21 protein-coding genes are annotated in these 25,185 nt (G+C 57.9%); 11 read left to right on the top strand and 10 right to left on the bottom strand.

Annotated features, from left to right (window positions below):
• Positions 1-27: 27 nt before the first annotated feature.
• The 5 genes from pilQ to pilM all read right to left on the bottom strand — a co-directional run bounded on the left by pilQ (position 28) and on the right by pilM (position 4,973).
• Positions 28-2,148 (bottom strand): type IV pilus secretin PilQ, encoded by a 2,121-nt coding sequence (gene pilQ / locus ABMA60_RS04855; RefSeq protein ID WP_392799528.1) that lies wholly within the window; start codon positions 2,146-2,148, stop codon positions 28-30.
• 30 nt (positions 2,149-2,178) lie between these two features.
• Positions 2,179-2,664 (bottom strand): pilus assembly protein PilP, encoded by a 486-nt coding sequence (locus tag ABMA60_RS04850; RefSeq protein WP_392799526.1) that lies wholly within the window; start codon positions 2,662-2,664, stop codon positions 2,179-2,181.
• Between the two features lie 65 nt (positions 2,665-2,729).
• Entirely contained in the window at positions 2,730-3,374 is a 645-nt protein-coding gene (locus ABMA60_RS04845) for a type 4a pilus biogenesis protein PilO (RefSeq protein WP_392799523.1), read from the bottom strand.
• Positions 3,371-3,934 (bottom strand): PilN domain-containing protein, encoded by a 564-nt coding sequence (locus ABMA60_RS04840; RefSeq protein WP_392799521.1) that lies wholly within the window; start codon positions 3,932-3,934, stop codon positions 3,371-3,373. Before ABMA60_RS04840 ends, ABMA60_RS04845 begins: the two co-directional genes overlap by 4 nt.
• Positions 3,921-4,973: a type IV pilus biogenesis protein PilM gene (pilM, locus tag ABMA60_RS04835; protein ID WP_392799518.1), complete on the bottom strand. Its 1,053-nt coding sequence runs from the start codon at positions 4,971-4,973 to the stop codon at positions 3,921-3,923. The genes ABMA60_RS04840 and pilM overlap by 14 nt, the downstream gene beginning before the upstream one ends.
• Before the next feature lie 169 nt (positions 4,974-5,142).
• Here pilM and ABMA60_RS04830 point away from each other — a divergent pair, with 169 nt between their 5' ends.
• A complete protein-coding gene (locus ABMA60_RS04830) occupies positions 5,143-7,665 on the top strand; it encodes a penicillin-binding protein 1A (RefSeq protein ID WP_392799516.1) in 2,523 nt (840 codons plus the stop codon).
• A gap of 72 nt (positions 7,666-7,737) precedes the next feature.
• Here ABMA60_RS04830 and ABMA60_RS04825 read toward each other — a convergent pair whose 3' ends face one another.
• Both ABMA60_RS04825 and rpmE read right to left on the bottom strand, forming a co-directional pair.
• Entirely contained in the window at positions 7,738-8,985 is a 1,248-nt protein-coding gene (locus ABMA60_RS04825) for a malic enzyme-like NAD(P)-binding protein (protein ID WP_392799513.1), read from the bottom strand.
• A gap of 293 nt (positions 8,986-9,278) precedes the next feature.
• Complete coding sequence (rpmE, locus tag ABMA60_RS04820; protein ID WP_392799510.1) at positions 9,279-9,494, bottom strand: 50S ribosomal protein L31; 216 nt, start codon at positions 9,492-9,494, stop codon at positions 9,279-9,281.
• A gap of 156 nt (positions 9,495-9,650) precedes the next feature.
• On the opposite strand from rpmE, the gene ABMA60_RS04815 reads away from it, so the two are divergent.
• The 10 genes from ABMA60_RS04815 to ABMA60_RS04770 all read left to right on the top strand — a co-directional run bounded on the left by ABMA60_RS04815 (position 9,651) and on the right by ABMA60_RS04770 (position 20,522).
• Entirely contained in the window at positions 9,651-11,837 is a 2,187-nt protein-coding gene (locus ABMA60_RS04815; RefSeq protein ID WP_392799508.1) for a primosomal protein N', read from the top strand.
• Between the two features lie 90 nt (positions 11,838-11,927).
• Entirely contained in the window at positions 11,928-13,613 is a 1,686-nt protein-coding gene (gene argS, locus ABMA60_RS04810; protein ID WP_392799505.1) for an arginine--tRNA ligase, read from the top strand.
• Entirely contained in the window at positions 13,614-14,225 is a 612-nt protein-coding gene (locus tag ABMA60_RS04805) for an SPOR domain-containing protein (protein WP_392799502.1), read from the top strand. It begins immediately after the preceding gene.
• Positions 14,226-14,360: 135 nt separating this feature from the next.
• Positions 14,361-14,879 (top strand): ATP-dependent protease subunit HslV, encoded by a 519-nt coding sequence (hslV, locus tag ABMA60_RS04800; protein WP_392799499.1) that lies wholly within the window; start codon positions 14,361-14,363, stop codon positions 14,877-14,879.
• 10 nt (positions 14,880-14,889) lie between these two features.
• Positions 14,890-16,236, top strand: coding sequence for an ATP-dependent protease ATPase subunit HslU (gene hslU, locus ABMA60_RS04795; RefSeq protein ID WP_392799496.1), 1,347 nt, complete (start codon positions 14,890-14,892; stop codon positions 16,234-16,236).
• 1 nt (position 16,237) lies between these two features.
• A complete protein-coding gene (locus tag ABMA60_RS04790) occupies positions 16,238-16,618 on the top strand; it encodes a gamma-butyrobetaine hydroxylase-like domain-containing protein (RefSeq protein WP_392799492.1) in 381 nt (126 codons plus the stop codon).
• 392 nt (positions 16,619-17,010) lie between these two features.
• Positions 17,011-18,474, top strand: coding sequence for a 4-hydroxy-3-polyprenylbenzoate decarboxylase (gene ubiD / locus ABMA60_RS04785; RefSeq protein ID WP_392799489.1), 1,464 nt, complete (start codon positions 17,011-17,013; stop codon positions 18,472-18,474).
• Positions 18,475-18,573: 99 nt separating this feature from the next.
• Entirely contained in the window at positions 18,574-18,987 is a 414-nt protein-coding gene (locus ABMA60_RS04780) for a hypothetical protein (RefSeq protein WP_392799486.1), read from the top strand.
• Positions 18,988-19,062: 75 nt separating this feature from the next.
• Entirely contained in the window at positions 19,063-19,776 is a 714-nt protein-coding gene (locus ABMA60_RS04775) for a hypothetical protein (RefSeq protein WP_392799484.1), read from the top strand.
• The gene (locus tag ABMA60_RS04770) at positions 19,776-20,522 is read left to right on the top strand and encodes a TrmB family transcriptional regulator (RefSeq protein WP_392799481.1); all 747 of its coding nucleotides are present in this window, start codon (positions 19,776-19,778) and stop codon (positions 20,520-20,522) included. Before ABMA60_RS04775 ends, ABMA60_RS04770 begins: the two co-directional genes overlap by 1 nt.
• Here ABMA60_RS04770 and ABMA60_RS04765 read toward each other — a convergent pair.
• From ABMA60_RS04765 to betC, 3 genes are all read right to left on the bottom strand, one after another.
• Positions 20,519-22,351 (bottom strand): methyl-accepting chemotaxis protein, encoded by a 1,833-nt coding sequence (locus ABMA60_RS04765; RefSeq protein ID WP_392799478.1) that lies wholly within the window; start codon positions 22,349-22,351, stop codon positions 20,519-20,521. The two genes, ABMA60_RS04770 and ABMA60_RS04765, sit on opposite strands and share 4 nt — an antisense overlap.
• Positions 22,352-22,582: 231 nt before the next feature.
• Positions 22,583-23,527: a choline ABC transporter substrate-binding protein gene (gene choX, locus ABMA60_RS04760; protein ID WP_392799475.1), complete on the bottom strand. Its 945-nt coding sequence runs from the start codon at positions 23,525-23,527 to the stop codon at positions 22,583-22,585.
• 51 nt (positions 23,528-23,578) lie between these two features.
• Entirely contained in the window at positions 23,579-25,102 is a 1,524-nt protein-coding gene (gene betC / locus ABMA60_RS04755) for a choline-sulfatase (RefSeq protein WP_392799473.1), read from the bottom strand.
• Positions 25,103-25,185 lie beyond the last annotated feature (83 nt).

The raw sequence follows: 25,185 nt of genomic DNA, 5'->3' as shown, positions 1-25,185 counted from the left end.
GAGAGGAAAGCTGCGGCTAAGAGGGCGTCAGTTTGCGGCGACGTAATCGACAACCAGACTGGGAGTAATAAAGACCAGCATCTCGGTTTTCTCTTCCGCCTCAGAAGTGCGTCGGAACAAGCGACCGAGGACGGGCAGATCACCCAGCCAGGGTGTTTTTTCCACCGTGGTCACCGTCTCGGTTCGATAGACGCCACCCAGCACCAGGGTTTCGCCATCGTTGACCAATACCTGAGTGGTCACCGAATTGGTGTCGATGGCACCGCCACCGGCGGCCAACGAATCCTGAGTCACCACCAGATCGAGAACGACATGACTGTCGGGTGTGATCTGGGGCGTAACACGCAACGACAAGCCAGCATCGACAAAGGTGGTGCCACCTTCAGCGCCATCAAAGGCGATGGTCTGGCCGGAATTGATAAAGGCTTCCTGGCCGTTGGAGGTCACCACTCGAGGTTGCGATATCACTTCGGCCGAGCCGCGGGTTTCCAGCGCAGACAGTTCCAGATCCAACGCATAATCAAAGGCAGCAACGCCGATGGCGAAAGAGGTTGCGCTGGGATTGACCACCGGCAAATCGACCACCAACGCATCGGGATAGACCTGCTCATAAGAGGTACCGCCGGAGTTGTGCAAGGCACTGCCGATGCTGGATGTTGACTCCACTGACCCGGACGCCACCAGCGGGGAACTGCCGCCGCTGTTGATGTTGCCACCCCAGCGAACGCCGAATTGCTCACCCACCGAGGTGCGGGCCGCAACAATGCGAGCTTCGATCAGCACCTGGCGCACCGGCACATCAAAGTGTTCCACCGCGCGGCGGATATCAGCCAGGTTGTCCGCTGTATCGCGGATGATCAACGTATTGGTGCGGGTATCGATGGACACTGCGCCGCGTTCAGACAAGAACCCCAGGCTGGTGTTATTGACGGCACCTTCCTCACTATCGGACGGGTTATTCAGAATGCCGAGAATGTCATCCGCCTTGGCGTAGTTAACCTGAATAAAGTCGGTTTGCAGCGGCGCCAACTGCTCGGCTCGTTGTTGATTTTCCAACGCCAACTGTTCCTGCTCGGCCAGTTCCTGGGCCGGCGCTATCAGAAGCACATTACCGTTCAGACGTTTGTCGAGGTTTTTACTGCGCAGCACCAGATCGAGTGCTTCCTGCCAGGGTACTTCCTGCAACCGCAACGTCATCCTGCCCTGCACCGAATCGGCGGCGACCAGATTCAAGCCGACATAGTCAGCAATCTGCTGCAGCGCAAAGCGCACCTCAACATCCTGGAGGTTCATGCTCAGCCGGCTGTCGTCATCGACCGCAGTGGACGCTTCCAGCGCGCTGGCAATAGTGGTTTCCGGTTGCAAGGCGAGAGTCAACACACCGGCTGCCTGATAAGCCTCCAGTTCAAGCTGACGCGATAACTGCAACTGAATGACAGCATCGTCGTCATCCTGAAACACATTCATCGACTGAACCGCAGCTGGCAACGCCAGGGCGTCCCAATGCTGAGCCACGGCCGGCGATACTCGATACTGAGCCAAGCGCAGCTGCACGCTGTGACCACTCTGGTAAATCCTTGCCTGGGCCCGATCATTCGACAGCTTTAGTTGCAATTGCTTGTCGCCGAGCCAGTGGGCGGTCAACAAGCTCGGTGCGGGTTCGGCCGAGGTTGGCGACGCCGACGAATAGCTAACTTTCGCAGAGCGCGGATTAACGGCATCTTCGAGCGCCGGCATCGAATCGTTCAACCGACTTTGTTGCACGCCAGGGCCAACGATAATTCGAACACGCCGACCCGAAACCGTTGTGTTGTAGGGCATTAACGTTGCCATACTGAGCACCAGTCGGGTGCGATCAGCGGTCGACACCACCACCGCATTGCGTAAATTCCCGCTACCGATGGGAAAGCGCTTTTGCTGCAATCGGTTTTCGGTGCCGGCAAAATCCAACGCGATACGCGCCGGACGCTCAACGCTGTAACCGACCGGTTCTGGCGCCGGGCCATCGAAGGTCATTTCCAACTGAGTTCGACCCGCTGACAAGGTGGAAACATCCAGCTTGGTCAATGCCACGGCCTCGGCCTGCAGACTGATTGTTGCCAGGGTTGCCGCTGCTGCGATAGAGCGCAGTATTTTCCTGAAAATCATGAGTGTCTTCTTTTGCCTTATGCTTTGTTATTAAAAATCTGACGGTTTTTGCTGCGACAGCAAAAAGGTTCGTGGTTGTACGATCCAGCCACCGTCTTCCTGCGGTACTTTTTCCAACAGCTCCACCCGGGTTTCGCTAACCGCGACGATACGAGCACTGTTGGCTCCGATCACATCACCGACTGACAAGCGATGAATATGACCATCGCCATCACGAAACAAGGCTTGAATCGAGGCTGACTGTATACCGCTCAAGGTTCCCACCATGATCAGCTCATCCAGTTTCATGGCCGCTGGTTTGGCTTGATCGGAAGGCCCTACCGGCTCAAGCGATGTCACCGCAGAGGGTTGTAGAACTTGTGGCCGCGGTGTCGAGGTCAGAGGATTTTGAAAAGGTGAACGCTTATCTTGCGCAGCGTATTGGATCTTTCGTCCGGCCTTCCCGGATTCTGCGGCGGTTAGCTTAGCGGAGGCAGGAGCGTCAGTCTCGGCTACCAGCGCCTGCAGATCCGTCATCGCCGCCTGGCGTTCGCAACCTGACACTGATGCAGCGAGTAAGACGGTCATTAACAGAGCACGCATTATTCCTCACCTGCTGATGTCTGGCGATAGGCTCGCGCTTCCAAAGTAATAAGCAATGGCCCCGCCAAATCGGTTGGTTGTTCGCTGACACTGGTAAGGGTCATCGTTAGTTGGTGCAGGCTGATCTGGCCAGGCAAAGCTGACAGCGCAGCGATAAAACCACCCAACTGATGATAACCACCGCGCATCACGATACGGATAGGGGTTTGAGCGAAAATACTCTGCTGGCGTTCTTCACCGGGCGTGATTTGATCGATGATCAGGCCGGCTGCAGTCGCCGCTCGACTGATATCGTCGATCAGTTCGGGCAAATCCAGCTGACTTGGCAATGACCTCAAGGCAGCATCGATGCCCTGTTGCAAGGTTTCGAGCTCTGCGCCCAGCACTTCAGGGTGTTCGGTTTGACCGAGTTGCTGTCGATATTGCTGCTGTAATTGCGCCTCGCTCGAGACAGCACGCGCCAGTCGTTCCTGGTGATTGGCCAACACCAAAAACCAGCCAGCGCCCAGCATCAGCACCACCACACCCAGCAACACCAGCAGCCGTAAAAGCCGTGGCCAGGAACCCAGATTATCGACATTGAGGTGTTGATAATCGAAGCGCCGCACTTCCTCAACCAGTGCCGCCATTCCCTGCCGTCTCATCCAGCGCTCTCCTCTGCCAGGTCGATGCTGCGCACTTCCAATCTGAACTGACTGTCAGCAGCCGAGGTTTGCGCATGATCGGTTTCAAGCGTCACCAGAGTTGCGTCCGATATCAGACTGGATGCACTCAGATTGCGCAACAGGGGCGTTAAACTGGCCGGCTGATCAACCCGGCCGGCAATTTCGATGCGCTCGCCCGACTGATTCAAAGCCGTGAGATAGACATCTTGCGGGACCGCCCGCGCCAGCGTTTCCAGCAACTGAACAAAAACTTCCGGATTACGTTGCGCCGCTTCGAGTTGTCGCTTTTGCTGCGTCAGTACCGCGAGCTGCTGTAGCTGTTGCTGCTGTTTTTGATAGCGTTGCTCCAACTCAGCCAGGTGTTGCTGTAAAAAGGCATTACGTTGTTGTTGATGATCTATTTGCTGACTGATTTGCCAATGCCAAAGCCACAAGACGGCCAGCGTCAGTAATGCCACCAGCAACAGGCTGCGCATAAACTGTCGTTGCTGTTGATAACGCTGGCGTTCACGCCAGGGCAGCAAATTAACGGTGGCCATGATCAAAACTCCTCAGTGCCAAACCGCAGGCAACCAAGAGCGCGCTGCTGTCATCTTTTAGCTGATGGCGATTAACCGCAGCCGCACACTCCAGTTGGGAAATCGGGTCGGCCAGAACGGTCGGTAGCGCCGTTGCCTGCGCCAAGGGTTCGGCCAAGGCGGCTAATGCTGGGTGATCGCCAGCGAGCAGAACGGCATCCAATGGTCCCGATTGCGAGGTGGCATAGAAAAATTGCAGGGTCTGTTGAACAGCCTCACTCAAGTGCTGCAGTTGAGGCTCCGGTTGATCCGACTGATCGCCAGCAGCCTGTTCCGAATCGCTGAAGAATGGCACCGCCTCGGTGACGCTGGTCAGCGGTTGCTCTCGACGATTCAGCGACTGCTCACGACGATAAAGTGTCTGCTGACCTTTAAACACACTGAGCGTCAGGCGGCTGTGACTGATATCCAGCAGAGCAACGGCCTTAGCCGGGCTGGTGTCATACTGATGGCGAACCAGGGCCAGCGACCGCTCCAGCACCAGGGTTTCCACATCCACCAATTGCGCATCCAGTCCGGCTGACTGGAGCACATCGTCCAGGGCGTCAACTTCCTCGCGCCGGCTGGCTGCCAATAACACCTGCAACCGACCGGGTTGACCAGGCGCCGGACCCAGGACGTCAAAATCGAGCGCAACGTCTTCCAGCGGATAGGGGATATGCGGCGGCGCCTCTAACTGAATCAGCTGTTCCAGTTCGAGATCGGTTGGTAAGTCGTCCACCTCAATCACCTTGGTAATGACCGACGAGCCGGACACCGCCACCGCTGCCTGCCTGATACGACTGCGCGAACGCTGCACCAGCCGGGCAATCGACTGTCCCAGCTGTTCAGGGTTTCTAATGGCCCGCTCCACCACTATACCCTCGGCCAAAGGCTCGCAGGCATAGGCCTCAACACGGTGTGAATGGCCGGAAACACTTAGCTCAACCAGGCGAATAGCAGACGAACTGATATCAATGCCGAGCACAGGCGCCGGCTTTTTGCGGAATAGAGTTGTCACTGATAATCCCTTCAATAACAATCACTTAGAGATGTTGTATATCCATATACAGCCTTGATTACAGCGTACGTAAAATCAATTCGCAATGTATAAAAAAGACGCGATTCCCCCTATAATGGCCGGCCGTTAAGGCGTCATGCTGCTAACCCTTTCATTTAATTGGGAAAACATGAAGTTTCTGGCCAAAAGCACCAAATTCATTTTGTGGACGCTCTATGCCCTGATTTGCGCCCTGGTTCTCATTTCTGCCAGCGTCTACCTCTATTTGTCTCCGACGCTGCCTGAAGTGGAAACACTCAGAGACATACGCCTGCAGACCCCGATGCGAATTCTCAGCGCCGATAACGAGCTGATTGCCGAGTTCGGTGAACAACACCGCAGCCCCTTGCATTACGAGCAGATCCCCACTCAGTTTATTCAGGCACTGACCGCGGTCGAAGACAGTCGCTTCGAAGAACATTTTGGTGTCGACCCGATTGGTTTTACCCGTGCCGTACTGACGGTGCTGATGACCGGCGAGACCGACGGCCCCGGCGGCTCAACCCTGACTCAGCAGGTAGCGCGTAATTTCTTCCTGACTCGCGACAAAACCATCACCCGCAAGTTCACCGAAATTCTGCTCGCCTTCCAAATGGAGCGCGAACTGACCAAACAGCAGATTTTTGAGCTGTACGTTAACAAGCATTTCCTCGGTTACCGCTCTTATGGTATTCAGGCCGCAGCGGATGTCTATTACGGTCGGGATATTAACGATCTGACCCTGCCCGAACTGGCGATGATTGCCGGCCTGCATCAAGCGCCATCGGCCGCCAACCCGCTGGCCAATCCGGACCGCGCTATACGCCGGCGCAATTTCGTATTGGGCCGCATGCACGAGATGAACTATCTCTCTGATGCCAGCTACGAAGCGGCAATAAGCCAGCCGCTGACGGCCCAATATCGCGGCAACGGACCGGGGCTGGAAGCCGCCTATCTGGCCGAGATGGTGCGTGCCTTTATGATCGAACGCTATGGTGATGCCGCCTACACCGATGGCTATACCGTCCACACCACCCTGAATTCGAAACTGCAGGAAGCCGCCACCCGCGGTCTGCGCAAAACCTTGAGCGAATACACCCGGCGTCACGGTTATCTCGGCGTCGAAAATCATTTTGCCGCCGCCGGTCGTACGCCACCCGAGGCCTATGCCTACTGGCGCGAAGTGGTCAATGGCACAGCGCGTTTTGGCGGCCTGACTCCGGCCATCGTGGTGCGTGCCGAAGACCGCCGCCTGTGGATTCTGCCGCGCGATGGCCAACTCACGACGCTGGCGCTGGACGACATGGAGTGGGCGCGCGAACGCATTGATGTCGATACGCTCGGACCTGCGGTGACCACGCCCTTCTCCATTGCTGTACCGGGCGATCTGATCCGTATCGAGCAGGTCGACGGCCGCTGGCAACTGGCGCAGATCCCGGACGCCCAGGGCGCCATGGTGTCACTGTCACCGAACGATGGCGGCATCCTGGCGTTGGTCGGCGGCTATGATTTCCTGCTGTCAAAATACAACCGCGCCATCCAGGCCAACCGCCAGCCGGGTTCGAACTTCAAACCCTTCGTCTATGCCGCCGCTCTGGATAAAGACTTTACTCCGGCAACCATCGTCAATGACGCCCCCATCGTGCGCGCCGATGATGCTTTGGAAGATGTCTGGCGCCCACGCAACTCCGGCGACCGCTATCTGGGGCCGATCCCTTTACGCCAGGCGCTGTACCAATCGCGCAACCTGTCGAGCATCCGGGTGCTGGAATCCATCGGCGTCAATTACGCGCGCCGTTACGCCGAGCGCTTCGGTTTCGATCGCAACAAAATGGCCAACGATATGACGCTGGTACTGGGCAGCACCGTCGCCTCGCCGCTGGAAGTGGCGCGCGGTTATGCCGTTTTTGCCAATGGCGGCTATCGCATCGAGCCCTATTTCATCTCCAGCATCGAAGACAACAACGGCAACGTGATTTTTGAATCCAATCCAGCGGTTGTCTGTCGGGGCTGTCCGGAAACACCAACGCCCTATTGGGATAACGAAAATGCCGCAGCCGCCAACGCTACCGGCGTCGATATCGCGCCGATCGAGCTTGATCTGGAAGGCGAAATCGAAGATCAGCCACAGCGCGCAGAACGCCGCTATGCTCCTCAGGTACTGACCCCACAAACCACCTACCTGATCGATTCCATGCTCAAGGATGTGGTGCGTCGCGGTACGGGTCGGGCGGCTTATCAAGCTCTGGGACGTGACGATCTGGGTGGCAAAACCGGTACCACCAACGATGCCGTCGATGCCTGGTTTACCGGCTATAACGGCGATGTCGTCGCTTCCACCTGGGTTGGTTACGACAACAACATGGGCCTGGGGCAGATCGAATTCGGTGGTCGCGCAGCGCTGCCAGGCTGGATCGAATACATGAAGACAGCGCTGGATGGTCAGCCGAGCAACAGCCTGTCGCAACCGGTCGGCATTGTTCGAGTGCGTATCGATCCACAAACCGGCCTGCTGGCACAGCCGGGTCAGGCCGGCGCCATCTTCGAGATATTCAAAGCCGAAAACGCACCGACCGAATACAGCCGTGAAAGCGTCACCATCGATTTCTCCGGTGGCGAAGGCGATGACTCTGGTAATGGCGACGATAACATTACGCCGCAAATGCTGTTCTAAGAAGAACACCTACCGCGCAAAAAAAAAGCCACCCGAGGGTGGCTTTTTTTGTATCCAACTATCCGAATCCGATCAGATTTTGTATTTTTCCGGCAGCGGCGTCCGCGCCACGCCAGTTTCAACCGCTGCCCGTGCAACCGCACCGGCGACACGATCAAGCAGACGCGCATCCATCGGCTTGGGAATGATGTAGTTGCGACCAAAGGTCCACTGCTCGCCGCCATAAGCCGCCACCACTTCCGGCAATACTTCTTCACGCGCCAGATCTTTGATGGCGTAAGCCGCCGCCAGCTTCATGGCTTCGTTAATCGCCGTAGCACGCACATCCAGCGCACCACGGAAGATGAACGGGAAGCCGAGGACATTATTCACCTGGTTCGGATAGTCCGAACGGCCGGTGGCCATCACCAGATCATCGCGCGTTGCCAGCGCCAGTTCCGGACGAATTTCCGGATCGGGATTGGCGCAGGCAAAGACGATGGGGTTGGGTGCCATCTTCTTCAGTTGCTCAGCGGACAACATATCCGGGCCGGACAAGCCCAGGAAGATATCGGCGCCGTCGATGGCGTCATCCAGAGTGCGAGCTTCGGTAACCGGGTTGGCAAACTCGGCCTTGTACTGGTTGAGGTCGTCGCGACCGGCGTGAATCACACCCTTACGGTCGACCATCAGAATATTTTCCAGCGGCATGCCCGCGGACATCAGCAGACGCGAGCAGGAAATGGCCGCAGCGCCCGCGCCAAGCACCACCAGCTTGGCCTCGGTCAGCGTTTTACCTTGCACTTCCAGGGCGTTCAGCATGCCCGCCACTGTGACAATGGCGGTACCGTGCTGGTCGTCATGGAAGATCGGAATCTTGCAGCTTTCGATCAAGCGCCGCTCAATTTCAAAGCACTCCGGCGCCTTGATGTCTTCTAAGTTAATGCCGCCAAAGGATTCGGCGATCAGTTCCACCGTACGGACGATTTCATCAACATTCTCGCTGTCGACTTCGATGTCGATGGCATCAACATTGGCAAACCGCTTGAACAACAGTGCCTTGCCTTCCATCACCGGTTTACTGGCTAAAGCACCCAGATTGCCCAAGCCAAGAATCGCCGTACCGTTAGAAATCACCCCAACCAGATTGCCCTTCATGGTGTATTTGAAGGCATCTTCGGGATCTTCGGCAATGGCTCGTACCGGTTCGGCAACGCCCGGACTATAAGCCAAGGATAGGTGGCGGGACGTTTCCGCCGGCGTGGTGATCTCGATACTTAGTTTTCCCGGCGTTGGCAGGGCGTGGTATTCAAGCGCGTCGCGCTTTAAGTCATCCGACATGTCCGTCTTCCATCTGTTCTTATTGGGTGAGGGGAGGCTAGGAAACTAAGTGAAGCTAGCATAAACAACGCACTAAAGCCGCTCAAGCCAGCGGCCGCGCTGTTCGTGCATGACTGTTTTGCCTGTCAGGCAAGGCCCGAACCAGACCGCATGAATCGGCCCCTCAGGCCAGCTGCGACAAGCGTTCCAGGGGATGTCTGCTGTGTCCTGTGCTGGAGCCGTCGAGGTGGGAAAAATAACGGACATAAAAAAACCCGGCAGAGCCGGGTTTTGCTGATAACGCAGACTCAGTCTTACTTGTTGATGCTGCGCGCGCCGAAGCGAGACTTGAAACGGTCAATACGGCCGCCAGAGTCAACGATCTTCTGCTTACCAGTGTAGAAAGGGTGGCAAGCCGAGCAAACGTCAAGGTGCATTTCACCGCCACGGGTAGAATGAGTCTTGATCACGTTGCCGCAAGAACAAGTAGCGGTCAGTTCTTCGTACTTAGGATGGATGTCAGCTTTCATGGGTCACCTCGCTGTGCCGCCACCCGGTCGTTATTGCCGGGCACCGCAACTTTGACGTAAGAATCGGCTTCGGGGCACAATGCTGCGGCCTTATTTCGAACAGATCGCGCATCAGGCCCCAAAAATGGGAGCGCAATCATACCAGAGTCTTTCCGATTGACAACCACCGCCGTACGCCTCGCTGATATTGTCGTTCCCGGCCCTTTTGCCGGTCCTCTCAGCTATCGAATTCCCGATGATCTGACGCCTGAAATAGGCGCGCGCTGCCAGGTTCCGCTGCGCAACAAAACCGTGCTGGGCGTCCTCGTTGGACTGCGCGAGGCGGACGACGGTGACAAGCTCGATAAACTCAAAGCCATCGAAGCCGTGCTCGATACCGAGCCGCTGCTCGACAAAGCGCTGCTCCAGGTCGCCCAGTGGATGTCTCGCTACTATTTATACGACGCCGCCAGCGCCTACTTATTAGCCCTGCCCGCCTTGCTGCGCAACGGCGAAGCGGCCGAACTGGTGACCGAGGCGCGGGTGGAACTGACCATCGCTGGCGCACACCTGGAAGCCGATCAGCTCAAAGGCAAACGCCAGCGTGAAGCGCTGCATTGGCTGCAAACTCACGGTGCTGCGACGCCTTCCGAACTGCGCCGCCACGGCATCGACCGTGCGCACTGGCGCGGTCTGGTCGAAAAACGCCTGGCGCACGAAGTGGCTCTGAGCACCGAGCCGCGTCAGCCCAGCGGCCAACTGCGCCAACAGCCGTTGGCTTTGAACGCCGACCAACAAAGCGCGCTGGACCAACTGAGCGACGACGCCTTCAATGTACTGTTGCTCGAAGGCGTCACCGGCAGCGGCAAAACCGAAGTCTATCTGCAAGCCATGGCCCGTACGCTGGCCGCTGGCAAAAGGGTCCTGGTGCTGGTGCCCGAGATCGGTTTAACGCCGCAAACTCTGGAACGTTTTCAAGAACGCTTTGCCGATGAACTGGTCGCGCTGCATTCCGGCCTTACCGACAAAGAGCGCCATAACGCCTGGCTGCGCGCCCAACATGGCGAGGCAGCGATCGTGGTCGGCACTCGTTCGGCGGTACTGACGCCATTGCCCGATCTGGGTTTAATCGTCATCGACGAAGAACACGATGCCTCCTTTAAGCAACAGGATACGCTGCGCTATCACGCCCGCGATGTCGCCATTTTTCGCGCCAATCAGGCCGGCATTCCGGTCATTCTGGGTTCCGCCACGCCCTCGTTGGAATCGCTGCATAACGCTCGTAATGGTCGCTATCGTCATGCTTTATTAAATGAACGCGCTGGTGGCCGGTCGCGGCCCCAGCTGGAAACCATCGACATGCGCCGCCAGCAACATGAGCATGGCATATCCGAACGACTGCGCTTTCGCATCGGCGAGCATCTGGAGCAAGGCCAGCAGGTGTTGCTGTTTTTGAATCGGCGCGGCTATGCGCCAAGCTGGTTCTGCAGCGCCTGCGGCTGGATGGCCGATTGCCCGTTCTGCGATTCGCGGCTGACCTATCATCGCGGTCGTCACCAGACGATCTGTCATCACTGCGGTTACCAATCGCGCCCGGAAACGGTCTGCCCGGATTGCGGCAGCCACGAGCTGATGCCACTGGGTGCCGGCACCGAACGTGCCGAAGAAGCGCTGGAACAATGGTTTCCGCAGGTGCCGATCATCCGTTTTGACCGCGATGCCATCACCAATGCCGACTCGCTCAACCGGCAACTGGAACGCACCCGCGAAGCCGGACCTGCGATCCTAGTCGGCACCCAGATGCTGGCCAAGGGACACCATTTCGAAAAGGTCACCCTGGTTGGCATTCTCGATCTGGATGCCGGGCTGTTCAGCGCCGACTTCCGCTCGCGCGAGCGCACTGGTCAGTTGCTGGTGCAGGTCGCCGGTCGCGCCGGCCGTGGCGATGCTGCCGGTGAAGTCTTGCTGCAAAGCTGGCACCCGGATCATCCGTTTTTCGAGCCGCTGCTGAAACAGGATTACCAGCGTTTCAGTGACCAACTGCTCAGCGAGCGCCAACCGGCTGGCCTGCCACCCTACGGTTTTCTCGCCTGCCTGCGCAGCGATTCGGCCTATCCACAACAGGCCGAAGCTTTGCTGGCGGAGATGGCCGACTATTTATTGCAGCAAACCGGCATCCGGGTATTTGGTCCATTACCCGCGATTCTCTCGCGCCGCGCGGGCAAGCATCGTTTTGTGCTGGTGGTGCAGAGCGATAAGCGCAGCCAATTGCATAACGCCCTGGAGCCCTTGGTGCGACATTACCCGCGCCAGCAGCGCCAATTGAGCTGGCATCTCGACATCGATCCGCTGGAAACGCTCTGATCCAGCCGCAGCATCGGTGGTTGAGACACCCCATTTTGTGGATAATGCGGCCCTTTCCTTTTCTTCGCTCGATCCGGAGTAGCCAGACCCATGAAAGACGCGGTTGTTGAACTTTTGAACCAGGCCGTAGCGCGGCTGAAAGATGATGGCGTGATCCCGCAGGATCACCCGGTGCGCGTGATGGTCGACAACAGCCGAGACAAAGCCCATGGCGATCTGGCCTCCAACCTGGCGCTGACGCTGGCCAAGCCCTGCGGTCAGCCGCCGCGCAATCTGGCCGAAGCGGTGATCAATGCTTTGCCGGAAAACAATCTGATCGAGAAAGTCGAAATCGCCGGTCCCGGCTTTATTAACTTTTATTTAGCCAGTGAATCTCAGGCCGAGATCGTCAAAGACATCCTGGCCGCCGGCAAAGACTTCGGTCGCAACCAAAACGGTCAGCAGCAAAAAGTGCAGGTTGAGTTTGTCTCTGCCAACCCGACCGGCCCGTTGCACGTTGGCCATGGTCGCGGCGCCGCTGTTGGCGATTCACTGTCGCGGGTGCTTGAAGCCAATGGTTGGGAAGTCACTCGCGAGTTCTATTACAACGACGCCGGTGCTCAGATTCAGAACCTGGCGCTGTCGGTTCAGGCGCGCGCCAAAGGTCTTGGCCCGGACGACGCTGGCTGGCCGGAAGATGGCTATCGTGGCGACTACATCAGTGACGTGGCGAAAGCCTACATGGACAAGGCCACCATCGATGCGGACGACCGCCATGTCACCGGCAGCGGCGATGCCGATGACCTGACCGCCATCCGCGATTTTGCCGTCGCCTATCTGCGTCGCGAACAGGATCTGGATTTAAAAGCCTTCGGCGTCGAATTCGATGTGTTCTATCTGGAATCGTCGCTCTATGAGACCGGCAAGGTCGAGGCCACGGTCAAGCAGTTGATCGAGCAAGGCCACACCTACGAACAGGACGGCGCGCTGTGGCTGCGCACCACCGATTTTGGTGACGACAAAGACCGCGTCATGCGCAAACAGGATGGTCTCTACACCTACTTTCTGCCCGACGTCGCCTACCACAAAGACAAGTTCGAGCGTGGTTTCAAGCGCGTGATCAACGAACAGGGCGCCGACCACCACTCCACTGTCAACCGCGTTCGCGCTGGCTTGCAGGCGCTGAACGAAGGCATCCCCGACGGCTTCCCGGATTATGTGCTGCACCAGATGGTGATGGTCACCAAGGGCGGCGAAGAGGTAAAACTGTCGAAGCGTGCCGGCAGCTATGTGACGCTGCGCGACCTGATCGACGAAGTCGGTCGCGACGCCACCCGTTATTTCCTGGTGTCACGCCGTGCCGATTCCCAGCTTACTTTCGACATCGACCTGGCGCGCAGCCAAAGCAGCGACAACCCGGTTTACTACATCCAATACGCCCACGCCCGTGTTCATGCGCTGCTGCGCAAACTGAACGAGCAGGGCCATGATTACGATCAGGCAGCCGGTATCGAAGCCTTGAGTCAGTTGGAACTGGATGACGAACGCGAGCTCATTACCCAGTTGCGTCGCTACCCTGAAGTGGTGGAACATGCTGGTAACAGTCTGGAACCGGCGGTCATTGCCACCTATCTGAAAGACTTGGCGGCGCTGTTCCACGCCTACTACAACAACAACCGCATGCTGGTCGACGAGGCATCACTGCGTAACGGCCGAGTGGCCTTGTCGGTTGCCATCAGCCAGGTGTTGTTCAACGGTCTCGACCTACTCGGCGTCAGCGCCCCGGAGACAATGTAAGTGGCCAGAGATTACGCCAACAAACGCCAACCCGAACCGCCAGAGCGCTCCCGTGTGCCGCGCTGGGTATGGATCTTTACTGCCTGCGCCTCCGTCGCCTTTGTCGGCTTCCTGTACTACTTAAGCCAGGTGCCGAGCGAAGGCGGCGGTGGCACTGCGCTGCGTGAGCGCCTGAAACAGGCGTTACCGGAAACCACCCAAAGCGAAGACGACAGCAGCGGCGAAAGCGCAGTGCGCACGCCCAGCCTGGAAGAAGCCTTCGAGTTTTATCAGTTGCTCAAAGACGACGAAGTGCCGGTTCCTGCGCCGCCCGCTCCATCGGCTAACAGTAACAGTGGCAGCAGCAGTTCTTCTGCGGCGTCTGCCTCTGCCAATCGCCGCTGGGAAATTCAGGTGGCCTCATTCAGCGATGCATCCGATGCCGAACGTCTGCGCGCCGAACTGATCATCAATGGCCTGACCAGCACCCACCTGACCGAAGCGGATCTGGGTGATCGCGGTGTCTACCATCGCGTTATGGTCGGCCCCTTCAATGACCGCTCCCAACTGAATAAAGCGCAGGACATTCTGGTCGGCCTGAATCATCAGGTGATGGTGCGCACCCTCAACTGAGCGCCATCACCGAAAGCGGGTCTCTTTAATCGGGTCGAAGGTCACAGCTTGACCCGCTCTCCCTTTGAAATCCTATCCCTGCCCCCACCTAGCTGGCTTGAAGTCAACTTTCAAAGTCACCCAAGGTAATTTCGCATGACTACGATTGTTTCTGTGCGCCGCGATGACGCTGTTGTCGTCGGTGGCGACGGCCAAGTCTCTCTCGGCAACACCGTCATGAAAGGCAATGCGCGCAAAGTTCGCCGCCTTTATAACGACCGCGTCATCGCCGGTTTCGCCGGCAGCACCGCCGATGCCTTCACCCTTTTCGAAAAATTCGAAGGCCATTTACAGCAGCACAGCGGCCACCTGACCCGCTCCGCCGTCGAGCTGGCCAAAGAGTGGCGCAGCGACCGAGCCCTGCGGCGGCTCGAAGCCATGCTGATTGTCGCCGACAAAGACGCCACCCTGGTGATTTCCGGTAACGGCGATGTGGTCGAGCCCGAACACGGCATCACCGCCATCGGCTCCGGTGGCAACTTTGCGCTGGCCGCGGCCCGCGCGCTGCACGAGAACACCGAGATGGGTGCTGAAGAAATCACCCGCAAGGCGCTCGATATCGCCGCCGATATCTGTGTGTTCACCAACCACAACGCCGTCTACGAATCGCTCTGAGGTCTCATTGATGTCGATTATGACTCCCCGTGAAATTGTCCATGAACTGGACAAGTTCATCATCGGCCAGGACAACGCCAAACGCGCTGTCGCCATCGCCTTGCGTAACCGCTGGCGTCGCATGCAACTCGACGACAGCATGCGCGAGGAAATCACGCCCAAGAACATTCTGATGATCGGCCCGACCGGTGTCGGTAAAACCGAAATAGCCCGTCGCCTGGCGAAGCTCGCCAACGCACCTTTCATCAAAATTGAAGCGACCAAATTTACCGAAGTCGGCTACGTCGGCCGTGACGTCGAAAGCATCGTCCGCGACCTGGTCGAAACCGGTATCAAAATGTTCCGCGAACAGGCTATGCAAAGCGCCCGGCCGCGCGCGGAAGATGCCGCCGAAGACCGCATTCTCGATATCCTGCTGCCACCGGCGCGCGACAGTAATTTCGGGGACGATGGCGTCGAAAAACCCAAGGCCGACAGCAACACCCGGCAGATTTTCCGCAAGAAACTGCGCCAGGGTGAACTGGACGACAAAGAGATCGAGATCGAAGTCGCCCAACAAAGCATGGGCGTGGAAATCATGGCACCGCCGGGCATGGAAGAAATGACCAGCCAGTTGCAGAACATGTTCGCCAACATGGGCGGCCAGAACCGCAACACCAAAAAGCGCACCCTGAAAGTGAAGGACGCGCTCAAGCAGCTGATCGAAGAAGAAGCTGCCAAGCTGGTCAATGAAGATGAACTCAAGCAGGAAGCGGTGAAAGCCGTGGAGCAAAGCGGCATCGTCTTTCTCGATGAGATCGACAAGATCGCCAAGAGTGATCAGCGCAGCGGCGGCGAAGTCAGCCGCGAAGGCGTGCAGCGCGATCTGCTGCCACTGATCGAAGGCAGCACCGTCAGCACCAAGTACGGCATGGTGCGCACCGACCATATTCTGTTTATCGGCAGTGGCGCCTTCCACTTCTCCAAACCCAGCGATCTGATTCCGGAGTTGCAGGGTCGTCTGCCGATTCGCGTCGAACTCGATGCGCTGACGCCCAACGATTTCAAACGCATTCTGACCGAACCGGATTACTGCATCACCGAGCAGTACAAAGCCTTGATGAGCGCCGAAGGTCTGACCATCGAGTTCGCCGACGACGCCATCGAAGCGCTGGCGCAAACGGCTTATCAGGTCAACGAAAGCACCGAGAACATCGGCGCCCGTCGCCTGCATACCATCATGGAGCGGCTGTTCGAAGACCTCTCTTATCGAGCCAGCGAAATGGGCGGCGACAGCGTCACCATCGATGCCGCCTACGTGGAAAAATTCCTCGGCGAGCTGTCGAAGAACGAAGACCTGAGCCGGTTTATTCTGTGATATGAGCCAGACACCCACTGCCCTCAACTATCGCCGCGCCGACACCGTCCTGGAAATCACCTGGCCGGACGGCCTGGTGCACGAACTAAGCGCCGAGTACCTGAGAGTGCATTCGCGCTCAGCCGAAGTGCGCGGCCATGGTCCAGGGCAGGCGGTGTTGCAGCACGGTAAAAAAGGCGTTGGCATCAACGCCATCGAACCCACCGGCCGTTACGCGGTGCGGCTGGTGTTCGATGACGGCCACGATTCCGGCCTCTACGATTGGGATTATCTGCGCGAGCTGGGCGTTCAGTTTGAAGCCTACTGGCAGGCCTATCTGCACGAACTGGAAGCTGCCGGCAAAACCCGTGAGCCCATGTTTATTCGGGCGAAGCAGCTTTAGGTTTTTTTGTTTATTGCCTTTCGTTCGGCATGGATCAAAGGGGCTGGTTTGCTGGGACCGGCGTAAACCCATCCATGGGGCCTAGGGCTCGGCACCGAAGCGTCGGACCGCCCTGCCTCGCACTTCCCATCAAACCAGCCCCTTCGCCCCATACCTTGTATCCCGTCTTCGTCCACCTACAACAGAACACAACTCAACCTCTTATACAGGTGGCCTGGGGTGCTGATGTCGGGGGTTGTGCGAGACATGGATGTCGAGCCCAAGCCTACAGGGATGTATTTACGGCGTACCCACGACAGCAGCACCCCAGGCCACCGACCACCACCCCATTTGGGAAACAACCCCCAGATGCATTAGCATTGTCCGCCATCTTCCCAAGCAGTGACCTTCCGATGAAATACCGCGACCTGCGCGACTTCCTCACCGGCCTTGAGCAACGTGGCGAACTGCTGCGCATTACTGAGCCGGTCGATCCCAAACTGGAAATGACCGATCTGTGCGACCGGGTGTTACGCAAGAACGGCCCGGCTTTGCTGTTCGAAAACCCGACTGGTTTCGATATGCCGGTACTCGGCAATTTGTTTGGCACACCAGAGCGCGTCGCCATGGGCATGGGCGCCGAATCACTGCAGGACCTGCGCGAGATCGGCAAGGTGCTGTCGTACCTGAAAGAGCCCGATCCACCCAAAGGTCTGAGAGACGCCTGGGACAAAGCACCACTGCTGAAAAAAGTGCTGTCGATGGCGCCAAAGACAGTGCGCAAAGCCGCCTGCCAAGAAGAAATTTTCGAAGGCCCGGATGTCGATCTGGGCAAACTGCCGGTCTGGACCTGCTGGCCGGAAGACGCCGCGCCTCTGATCACCTGGCCGCTGGTGATTACTCAGGGCCCGCAAGGTGGTCGGGTGAACCTGGGTATTTATCGCCAGCAGGTGATTGGCAAGAACAAACTGATTATGCGCTGGTTGTCGCATCGCGGCGGTGCGCTCGATTTTCAGGCCTGGCAAAAAGAAAAACCGGGCGAGCCGTTTCCGATTGCCGTAGCGCTTGGCGCTGACCCGGCAACCATTCTCGGCGCGGTCACACCGGTGCCGGATTCATTGTCGGAATACGCCTTTGCCGGTCTGCTGCGTGACAGCCGCACCGAACTGGTCAAATGCGGCATTCACGATTTAAAAGTGCCGGCCAGCGCCGAGATCATCCTCGAAGGATTTCTCTACCCAGGCGAAACCGCCGAAGAAGGCCCTTATGGCGATCACACCGGTTACTACAACGAAACCGAAACCTTCCCGGTGTTCACCGTCGAGCGCATGACGCATCGCACTAATCCCATCTACCACTCCACCTACACCGGCCGGCCGCCGGACGAACCGGCGGTTTTGGGTGTGGCGCTGAACGAAGTCTTTGTGCCGATTTTGCAAAAGCAGTTCCCGGAAATCGTCGACTTCTATCTGCCGCCGGAAGGCTGTTCCTATCGACTGGCCGTGGTCAGCATGAAGAAGCAATACGCCGGTCACGCCAAGCGGGTGATGATGGGCGTCTGGTCGTTCCTGCGGCAATTTATGTACACCAAGTACGTGATCGTCGTAGACGACGACGTCGATGCCCGCGACTGGAAAGACGTTATCTGGGCAATGACCACGCGCATGGACCCCAAGCGCGATACGGTGCTGATCGACAACACCCCCATCGATTACCTCGACTTTGCCAGCCCCGTGGCCGGCCTCGGCTCCAAGATGGGCATGGATGCCACCAACAAATGGCCGGGTGAAACCGACCGCGAGTGGGGTCGCCCCATTGCCAAAGACCCGCAGGTGTCCATAAAAGTGGACGAATTAATGCTCAAGCTGGGCCTGTAATAATGCCGGTCCGAGCTTGATTTCCCGGCACTCAATATTAAAATCCTGACCGCTCGTTCAAGTAACGCGATTTATCAACAACAGTAGGGAAGCTCATTTATGCAGTGGTTAGAAATTTACGGCTACATCGGTTCAGTTTTAATCGCCATCTCTTTGATGATGGGCGACATCCGCAAACTGCGCTGGATCAACCTGATCGGCGCTGGCACCTTCGCCAGCTACGGCTTGATGATTCAAGCTTGGCCGGTGGCTTTGCTGAACGGCTTTATCGTGCTGATCGACATCGTGCATCTGTGGCATATCTATCGCCGTCCGGCGCCGCTCAGCCAGGTCGATTTCGACGCCAGTGAAGCCTATGTGCAAAACATCCTGGTGCTCAGCCTGCCGCAAGCTTCCGCGCTGCAAGCCGGCCAGCGCATTCGCGTCAGCTATCGCGGCAACCAGCCAGTGGCACTGGAATTGCTCGAACAGCACGCCCCGGGTTTGCAGCATAGCGAATCGCTCGCTGCCTGATCTAATCAAGCCCCATTCAGCGCTTCGTTTGGCTGTGTATAATGTCCATTGACATTGTCCAAACGGAGCGTTTTTGTGTCCGATCCCCAGCTGCACACCGCCACCCTCCACGACCTTAAAGCCTTAACCGGCGACGTCTGGCAGGTGCAACTGAAACCGCTCGACGATTACCCGTTTGAAGCGGGCCAATACCTGGAATTACGGGTTCCCGGTTTCAACGACCTCTATTACACCATCGCTTCGGCCCCCAAGAATCCCTGCATTGAACTGCATATTCAGGCCGGAACCGACCAGGCCGACGCCCTGATCACCTGGCTGAAACAGGCCGAATCCATCGAATTTACCGCGCCCGGCGGCGAAACCCGGCTGAGCAACCTGCCCACCGAGACCGGACCACTGCTGTTAATTGCCTCCGGCACCGGCTTCAGTCAGGTCAAATCCATTCTTGAAGACCTCCTTGCGCAGGGCGCCACGCGACCGATCTATCTGTACTGGTCCGGCCACCGGCTGAGCCAGTTGTATATGCTCGAACGCGCAGAAAACTGGGCCGATCAATACCCCAACGTCCATACCTCAGCGCTGATTTTCGAACAGGGCCACTGGGACGATAAACACCAGATGCTGGTACACGCCATCCACGGCGATCACGATAATCTGCAAGCCTGCCAGGCGATCTGCTGCGGTTCGCCAGCCATGGTCTACACCCTGCTCGATGCGCTGACCGAGCATGGCTTTCGCCCCGACGCCATGCTCAGCGACGTGTTTCAATTTGCCCCGAGGACAGCCTGATGAATACCGCTGACGTACTGCGCATCTTTGGCCTGGAACCGCGTGAGACGCGCATCTATTTAGCGCTGCTGCAGTCGGGTCCGGCGTCGATTCGCGACATCGCCGACCGCGCCGGCATCAACCGCGGCACCACCCATGAGCTGCTCAAACGCATGCAGCAAAAAGGCGTGGTCAGTTATTTCCCCAAAGGCAAACGCCGCCATTTCAGCGCTGAACCGCCGAAGCGACTGAAAGAATTGGCGCTGAATCATCAGCAGCAAGTTAGCGAAGCCATGGAATTGCTGGATGAAAAAGTCATCCCGGAACTGAGCCACCTGCGGCCGGCAACCGGCAACGCCGATGTGCATTATTACGAAGGCGATGACGGCATCGAACTGGTACTGAAAGACATCCTTTCCACCGTCAGCGAACAGGAAGACCCGTCTTACTGCATCTACTCGGCCAAAGCGATTCGCAAATACCTCTACCGGCCGTTTCCAAACTACACCCGCCAACGGGTTAAATTGGGTATCAACGTGCGGGTGATTGCGATTGGCGAAGGCGGCGAGGAAGCGGCGCTGGCGGATCGCAAGTGGATCGACGAAGCCTCCAGCGAACATGCTGGCAGTTACATCGCCATCTACCCGCCGAAGATGGCGATGATTTCGTTAAGTCACGGCGATTTACCAACCGCCGTGGTGATCAACTCACCGACCATCGCCAACACTCAGCAGACCATTTTTAATACGCTGTGGAACTCGCTTTAAACAGTAAAACGTTCGGTCTGACGACGCAGCCGAGCGGATTGTTCGGCAATTTCATGCACACCGGCGACAGTATGCTGCGCCTGATCGGCAACCTGGGAAATCAGGCTGGCAATGCTGGTGACACTGCCATCAATCGAATCGGTGGCTTCGCTCTGTTCCTGCGTCGCCTGGGAGATGTGTTCGTTGGTGGCGCGGATTTCCGCAACGATGGCGAACACGCCGTCCATCACCTGACTGGCCTCTTCACTGAGCGCACCGGCGGCTTCGGCCGACTCAACCGCATGTCCCATGGCCTCGACCGTGGTGCCGACTTCGGCGGCAAACTGCTCAATCATGGTCTTGATTTCGGCAGAAGAGTTCTCGGTTTTCTGCGCCAGAGTGCGGACTTCCTCGGCGACCACCGCAAAGCCGCGGCCATAGTCACCGGCACGCGCCGCTTCGATGGCGGCATTTAGCGCCAGCAGATTGGTCTGTTCGGAAACCTCCTGAATCACATCAATCACCGCCTGAATGTCGCCGGCGCGTTCCGCCAGGCGATTGAGATTGGTCGAAGCGGTGCTGATCTCGTTTTGCAGGCGCGCTTCCTGTTCACCACTGGCGCGCGAGCGCTCCGCCCCCAGACGACATTCCTGCTCGGCTTGAGACGCCCGTTCTGCCGCCGCCGAGGTACTTTCATTAATACCTCGTACTGTCGCCGACAACTCGTTAATGGCAGCGGCAACCTGCTCCACTTCTTCGTTCAAGCGATCGAGAATGCGGCCCACTTCTTCGTTGGCGCGACTGTTATCGCCGACCCGTTCGGCCACCGCACCCGCGCCCTGGCGTACGTCGCGGATGATATCGCCGAAGCTTTGCAGCATGGCGTTGACGCTTTGGGCGATCAGGCCCACCTCGTCCTGACGTTTCAGATGAATCCGCTCGGTCAGATCGGCGGTTTCATCAATGTGCTTAATGGAGCGCTGCAACTGCAACACCGGACCACTGACCGAGCGCGACAGCACCCAGCCGACGGCCAAAAACAACAGGCCGATAACTGCCAGAGTGATCCAGCCCTGAACGCCGGTGGCATTAGCCTGTTCAACGACGGCCTCAATGTCGCTCACCAGGCTGTTGCCGGCATCGCCCACACTGGCTGCCGCCTGCTCAACATCAAGCACCGTCGCTTCGAGTTCCTGCAGCGAGCTGGCCACTCGATCGTTGGCCGCCACCACCGCTTCATTGGCCATGTCAGCCACCACCTCGGCCATGGTGTTCATGGAAATAAAGGGTGACTGGGTGGTTTGCACAATACGCCGGCCACCGGCGTCATCGCCGGCCCGGAACGCTTCGATGGCGTCACTGATGCGTTCGTTGAAGCTGTCGAGATCGAGCAGGAAGACGTCCATGGCCTCGCCCAGATCGGCATCCAGATCCGACAATACCGCCACGGCCTCACGCAGTTGTTCTTCGGCGCGATCACCTTCACCGATGTCGGTCTGGGACTGTGACGCCGTTGAGGCGAAGCGCCAAAATAAAAATTCGGGATAGAGCTGCAAGACCACGCTGGCCTGTTGCTGCAGCGCCAGTGCATTGCGTTGATCTTCCAGTGTTTGCTGTTGCTGGGTGAGTTGCGCTTTCTGCGCCTGCACGACCTCGTTCTGGTGCGCCAGGGTTACCTGCTGCTGGTCAACGCGTTCAATTTGCCCGCGGTTGCGCTCCACCAGCTGCTGCAAACCAAACAACACCCAGGCGAAGCCAATGGCCAACAGCAACACCATCAATGCAACCAACACCTGGGTACGCACAAACAGCGACCAACGATTGGGATGCAATGATTTAACTGACAACATGGTCGACCTCGTCTGGGGGATACAGAACGTCCAGTTTAACAAAGCCGGACGCCAGCAGGCCTGAAGCGACGGAGAATTAGCCGATCATTCGCTACGTTCAAGTCAATTCAGGTCTATTTCGGTTGTTATCGACCCAAATTTAGCCAACTTGATCATTGCGCTCAAAAAAGCCCCTGCCGCCACAGCGACAGAGGCAACACCCTCGAAGACAAGGGGGAGACTTTTGGACAATTACAGACCGAGGTGGCTGCGCACGGCGGCCAGGCCCGGTTTGCCGTCGACGGTTTCAACACCGTCCAGCCAGCTTTCCAGCACTTGCGGGTTTGCAACCAGATATGCGCGGGCAGCACTTTCGGCATCGGCATCACCGCTGAGCACTTCCCCCATCACGCCGCTTTCCATATCCAGACTGAACTCCAGGTTGGCGAGCAGTTGGCCGACGTTAGCGCATTCATCGCTGAAACCTTTGCGGGTCAGCGTATAAACCGTAGCGCCGCCATAGTTGGGGCCGAAGTAGTCGTCACCGCCGGACAGATAAGCCAGATCGAAACGCAGATTCATCGGATGCGGTTCCCAGGCCAGGAAGACCACAAAGTCTTCGCCACGCACCTGACGACCCACCTGGTTCAGCATGGCCTGCTCGCTCGATTCCACCAGCTCCCAATCGTTCAGCCCGAAATCATCGCTGTCGATCATCGCCTGAATCGATTCGTTGGCCGGCGCACCCGGTTCGATGCCGTAAATGCTGTGATCGAATTCCTCGCCGTATTCGGCCAGATCAGCAAAGCTTTCGACGCCGGCATCCTGCACGTATTGCGGCACCGCCAAAGTGAATTTGGCACCTTCGAGGTTGGCGCGAACCTGATCGAAGCCATCGCGGTATTCATCGAAGAAACCCTGCTGGGCCGGCATCCAGTTGCCCAGGAAGACGTCAATTTCGTTACTGCCCAACGCCTGAAAACCGATAGGCACGGCCAGCAGGCTGACGTCGGTTTCATAGCCGAGGCCTTCCAAGACGGTGGTGGTCATGGCGTTGGTGACACCGATATCAGTCCAGCCCGGATCGCTTAAACGCACGGTCTGGCATTGCTCGGCCACCTCTGCCTGAGCCGCCGTCGCGACGGCACCGGCGCAGATGGCCAGGGAGATCAGTCCCGGTCGAACGTTAAGTTTCATCTTGTTTCCTCTTGGTTGGGTCAGTCGATGGGTGAATGGATAAACCTGACCTCAGTCGGCCAGGCGTGGAAAACGAGCGCGCCTTTCCAGATCGCCCAGATCCAGGGTGTTGCGCATGTACTGAACGCTGGCGTCGGTGTGCGGCTGGTGGTCCCAGGCGGTGACCTTGCCTTTGCTCAAAGCGCTGGCAACCAAACGCCGGCGACGCTGACTGTCGAGCACATCCTGATGCACCGCATCCAGATCCCAGTTGTCGGCAATTTCCTGACGGAAGGCAGCAAGGCGTTTCGCTTCTGCCGGGTCATCAGCCAAGTTGCGGATTTCCTGAGGATCCTCAGCCAGGTTGTAGAGTTGATCAGGGTCGATGGGTGAATGGATGAACTTGTAGTCGCCGCGGCGAATCATCAACAGCGGCGCGGCCGTGCCTTCGCCCATATATTCGCCGATCACTTCGTCATGACCACCGCGACCGCTGAGATGCGGCACCAGGCTGCGACCTTCCAGATCGGTCGCATAATCGATACCGCCACCGGCCAGCTCCACCAGCGTGGGCAGCAGATCCATGGTCGAGACGCTTTCTTTTACCCGCCGAGCTGAGAACTGCTTGGGCGCGCAGACGATCATCGGCACCCGCGTCGACCACTCGAAGAAGCTCATCTTGTACCAGAGGCCGCGCTCGCCCAGCATGTCGCCGTGATCGCCGCAGAACACGACGATGGTGTTATCGGCCATGCCGGTTTCTTCCAGCGTATCGAGCAGCGTGCCGATCTGGTCATCGACGTAACTGATGGCACCGTAATAAGCACGGCGGGCGTTGCGGATCTGCTGTTCGCTGATCTCGGTGGTATCAGCCTGATAGAGGGCACGCAGCCGCTCAGAATGCGGGTCGCTCGGCGCCTCGGCATGGCTCAGCGACGGCAGCTTAATATCTTCTTCGCGGTACCGGTCCCAGTATTCCTTGGGAATGGCGTAAGGATCGTGCGGGTGGGTCATCGACACGGTCAGACAGAAAGGCCGCTCGCCAGCGTCATCACGCGCCCGGTCGTAGAGGTAACGCTTGGCGTGAAACACCACCTCGTCGTCAAAATCGAGCTGATTGGAGCGCACGCAAGGCCCGGCCTGAGTGACCGACGACATATCGTGATACCAGGTCGGACGGCTGGCATCGCCATCCCAGTTCACCGCCCAGCCGTAATCGGCCGGGTAGATGTCGGTGGTAAAGCGCTGCTCAAAGCCATGCAGTTGATCCGGGCCACAGAAATGCATCTTGCCGGACAGCGCCGTCTGATAACCGATTTCACGCAGATAGTGCGCGAAGGTCGGTACATCGGAACGCAGCTCAGCAGCGTTGTCATAAGCGCCGATTTTCGATGGCAAGCGGCCGGTCATAAACACGAAACGCGACGGCGCACAGAGCGGGCTGTTGCAGTAGGCCGAATCGAACACCACACCGCGATCGGCTAAAGCCTGGATATTAGGCGTTTGCACCGGGCTGTTGGCATCGTGAATCGACAGGGTCGGCGCGGCCAGTTGGTCGGCCATCAAGATCAGAATATTAGGTTGGCTGGCGGGCATCTTGGATCACTCTGACTATAAGAAATTCAAATGTTTGGTCATCTCTTTGTCATGGTGTTTGGCTAAGCAACGGCTGTAAACTG

The organism is Saccharospirillum sp. HFRX-2, from assembly GCF_043196805.1.
Taxonomy (GTDB): Bacteria; Pseudomonadota; Gammaproteobacteria; order Pseudomonadales; family Natronospirillaceae; genus Saccharospirillum.
The sequence above is the reverse complement of the archived record's forward strand: the minus strand, read 5'-3'. Positions and strand labels throughout refer to the sequence as shown.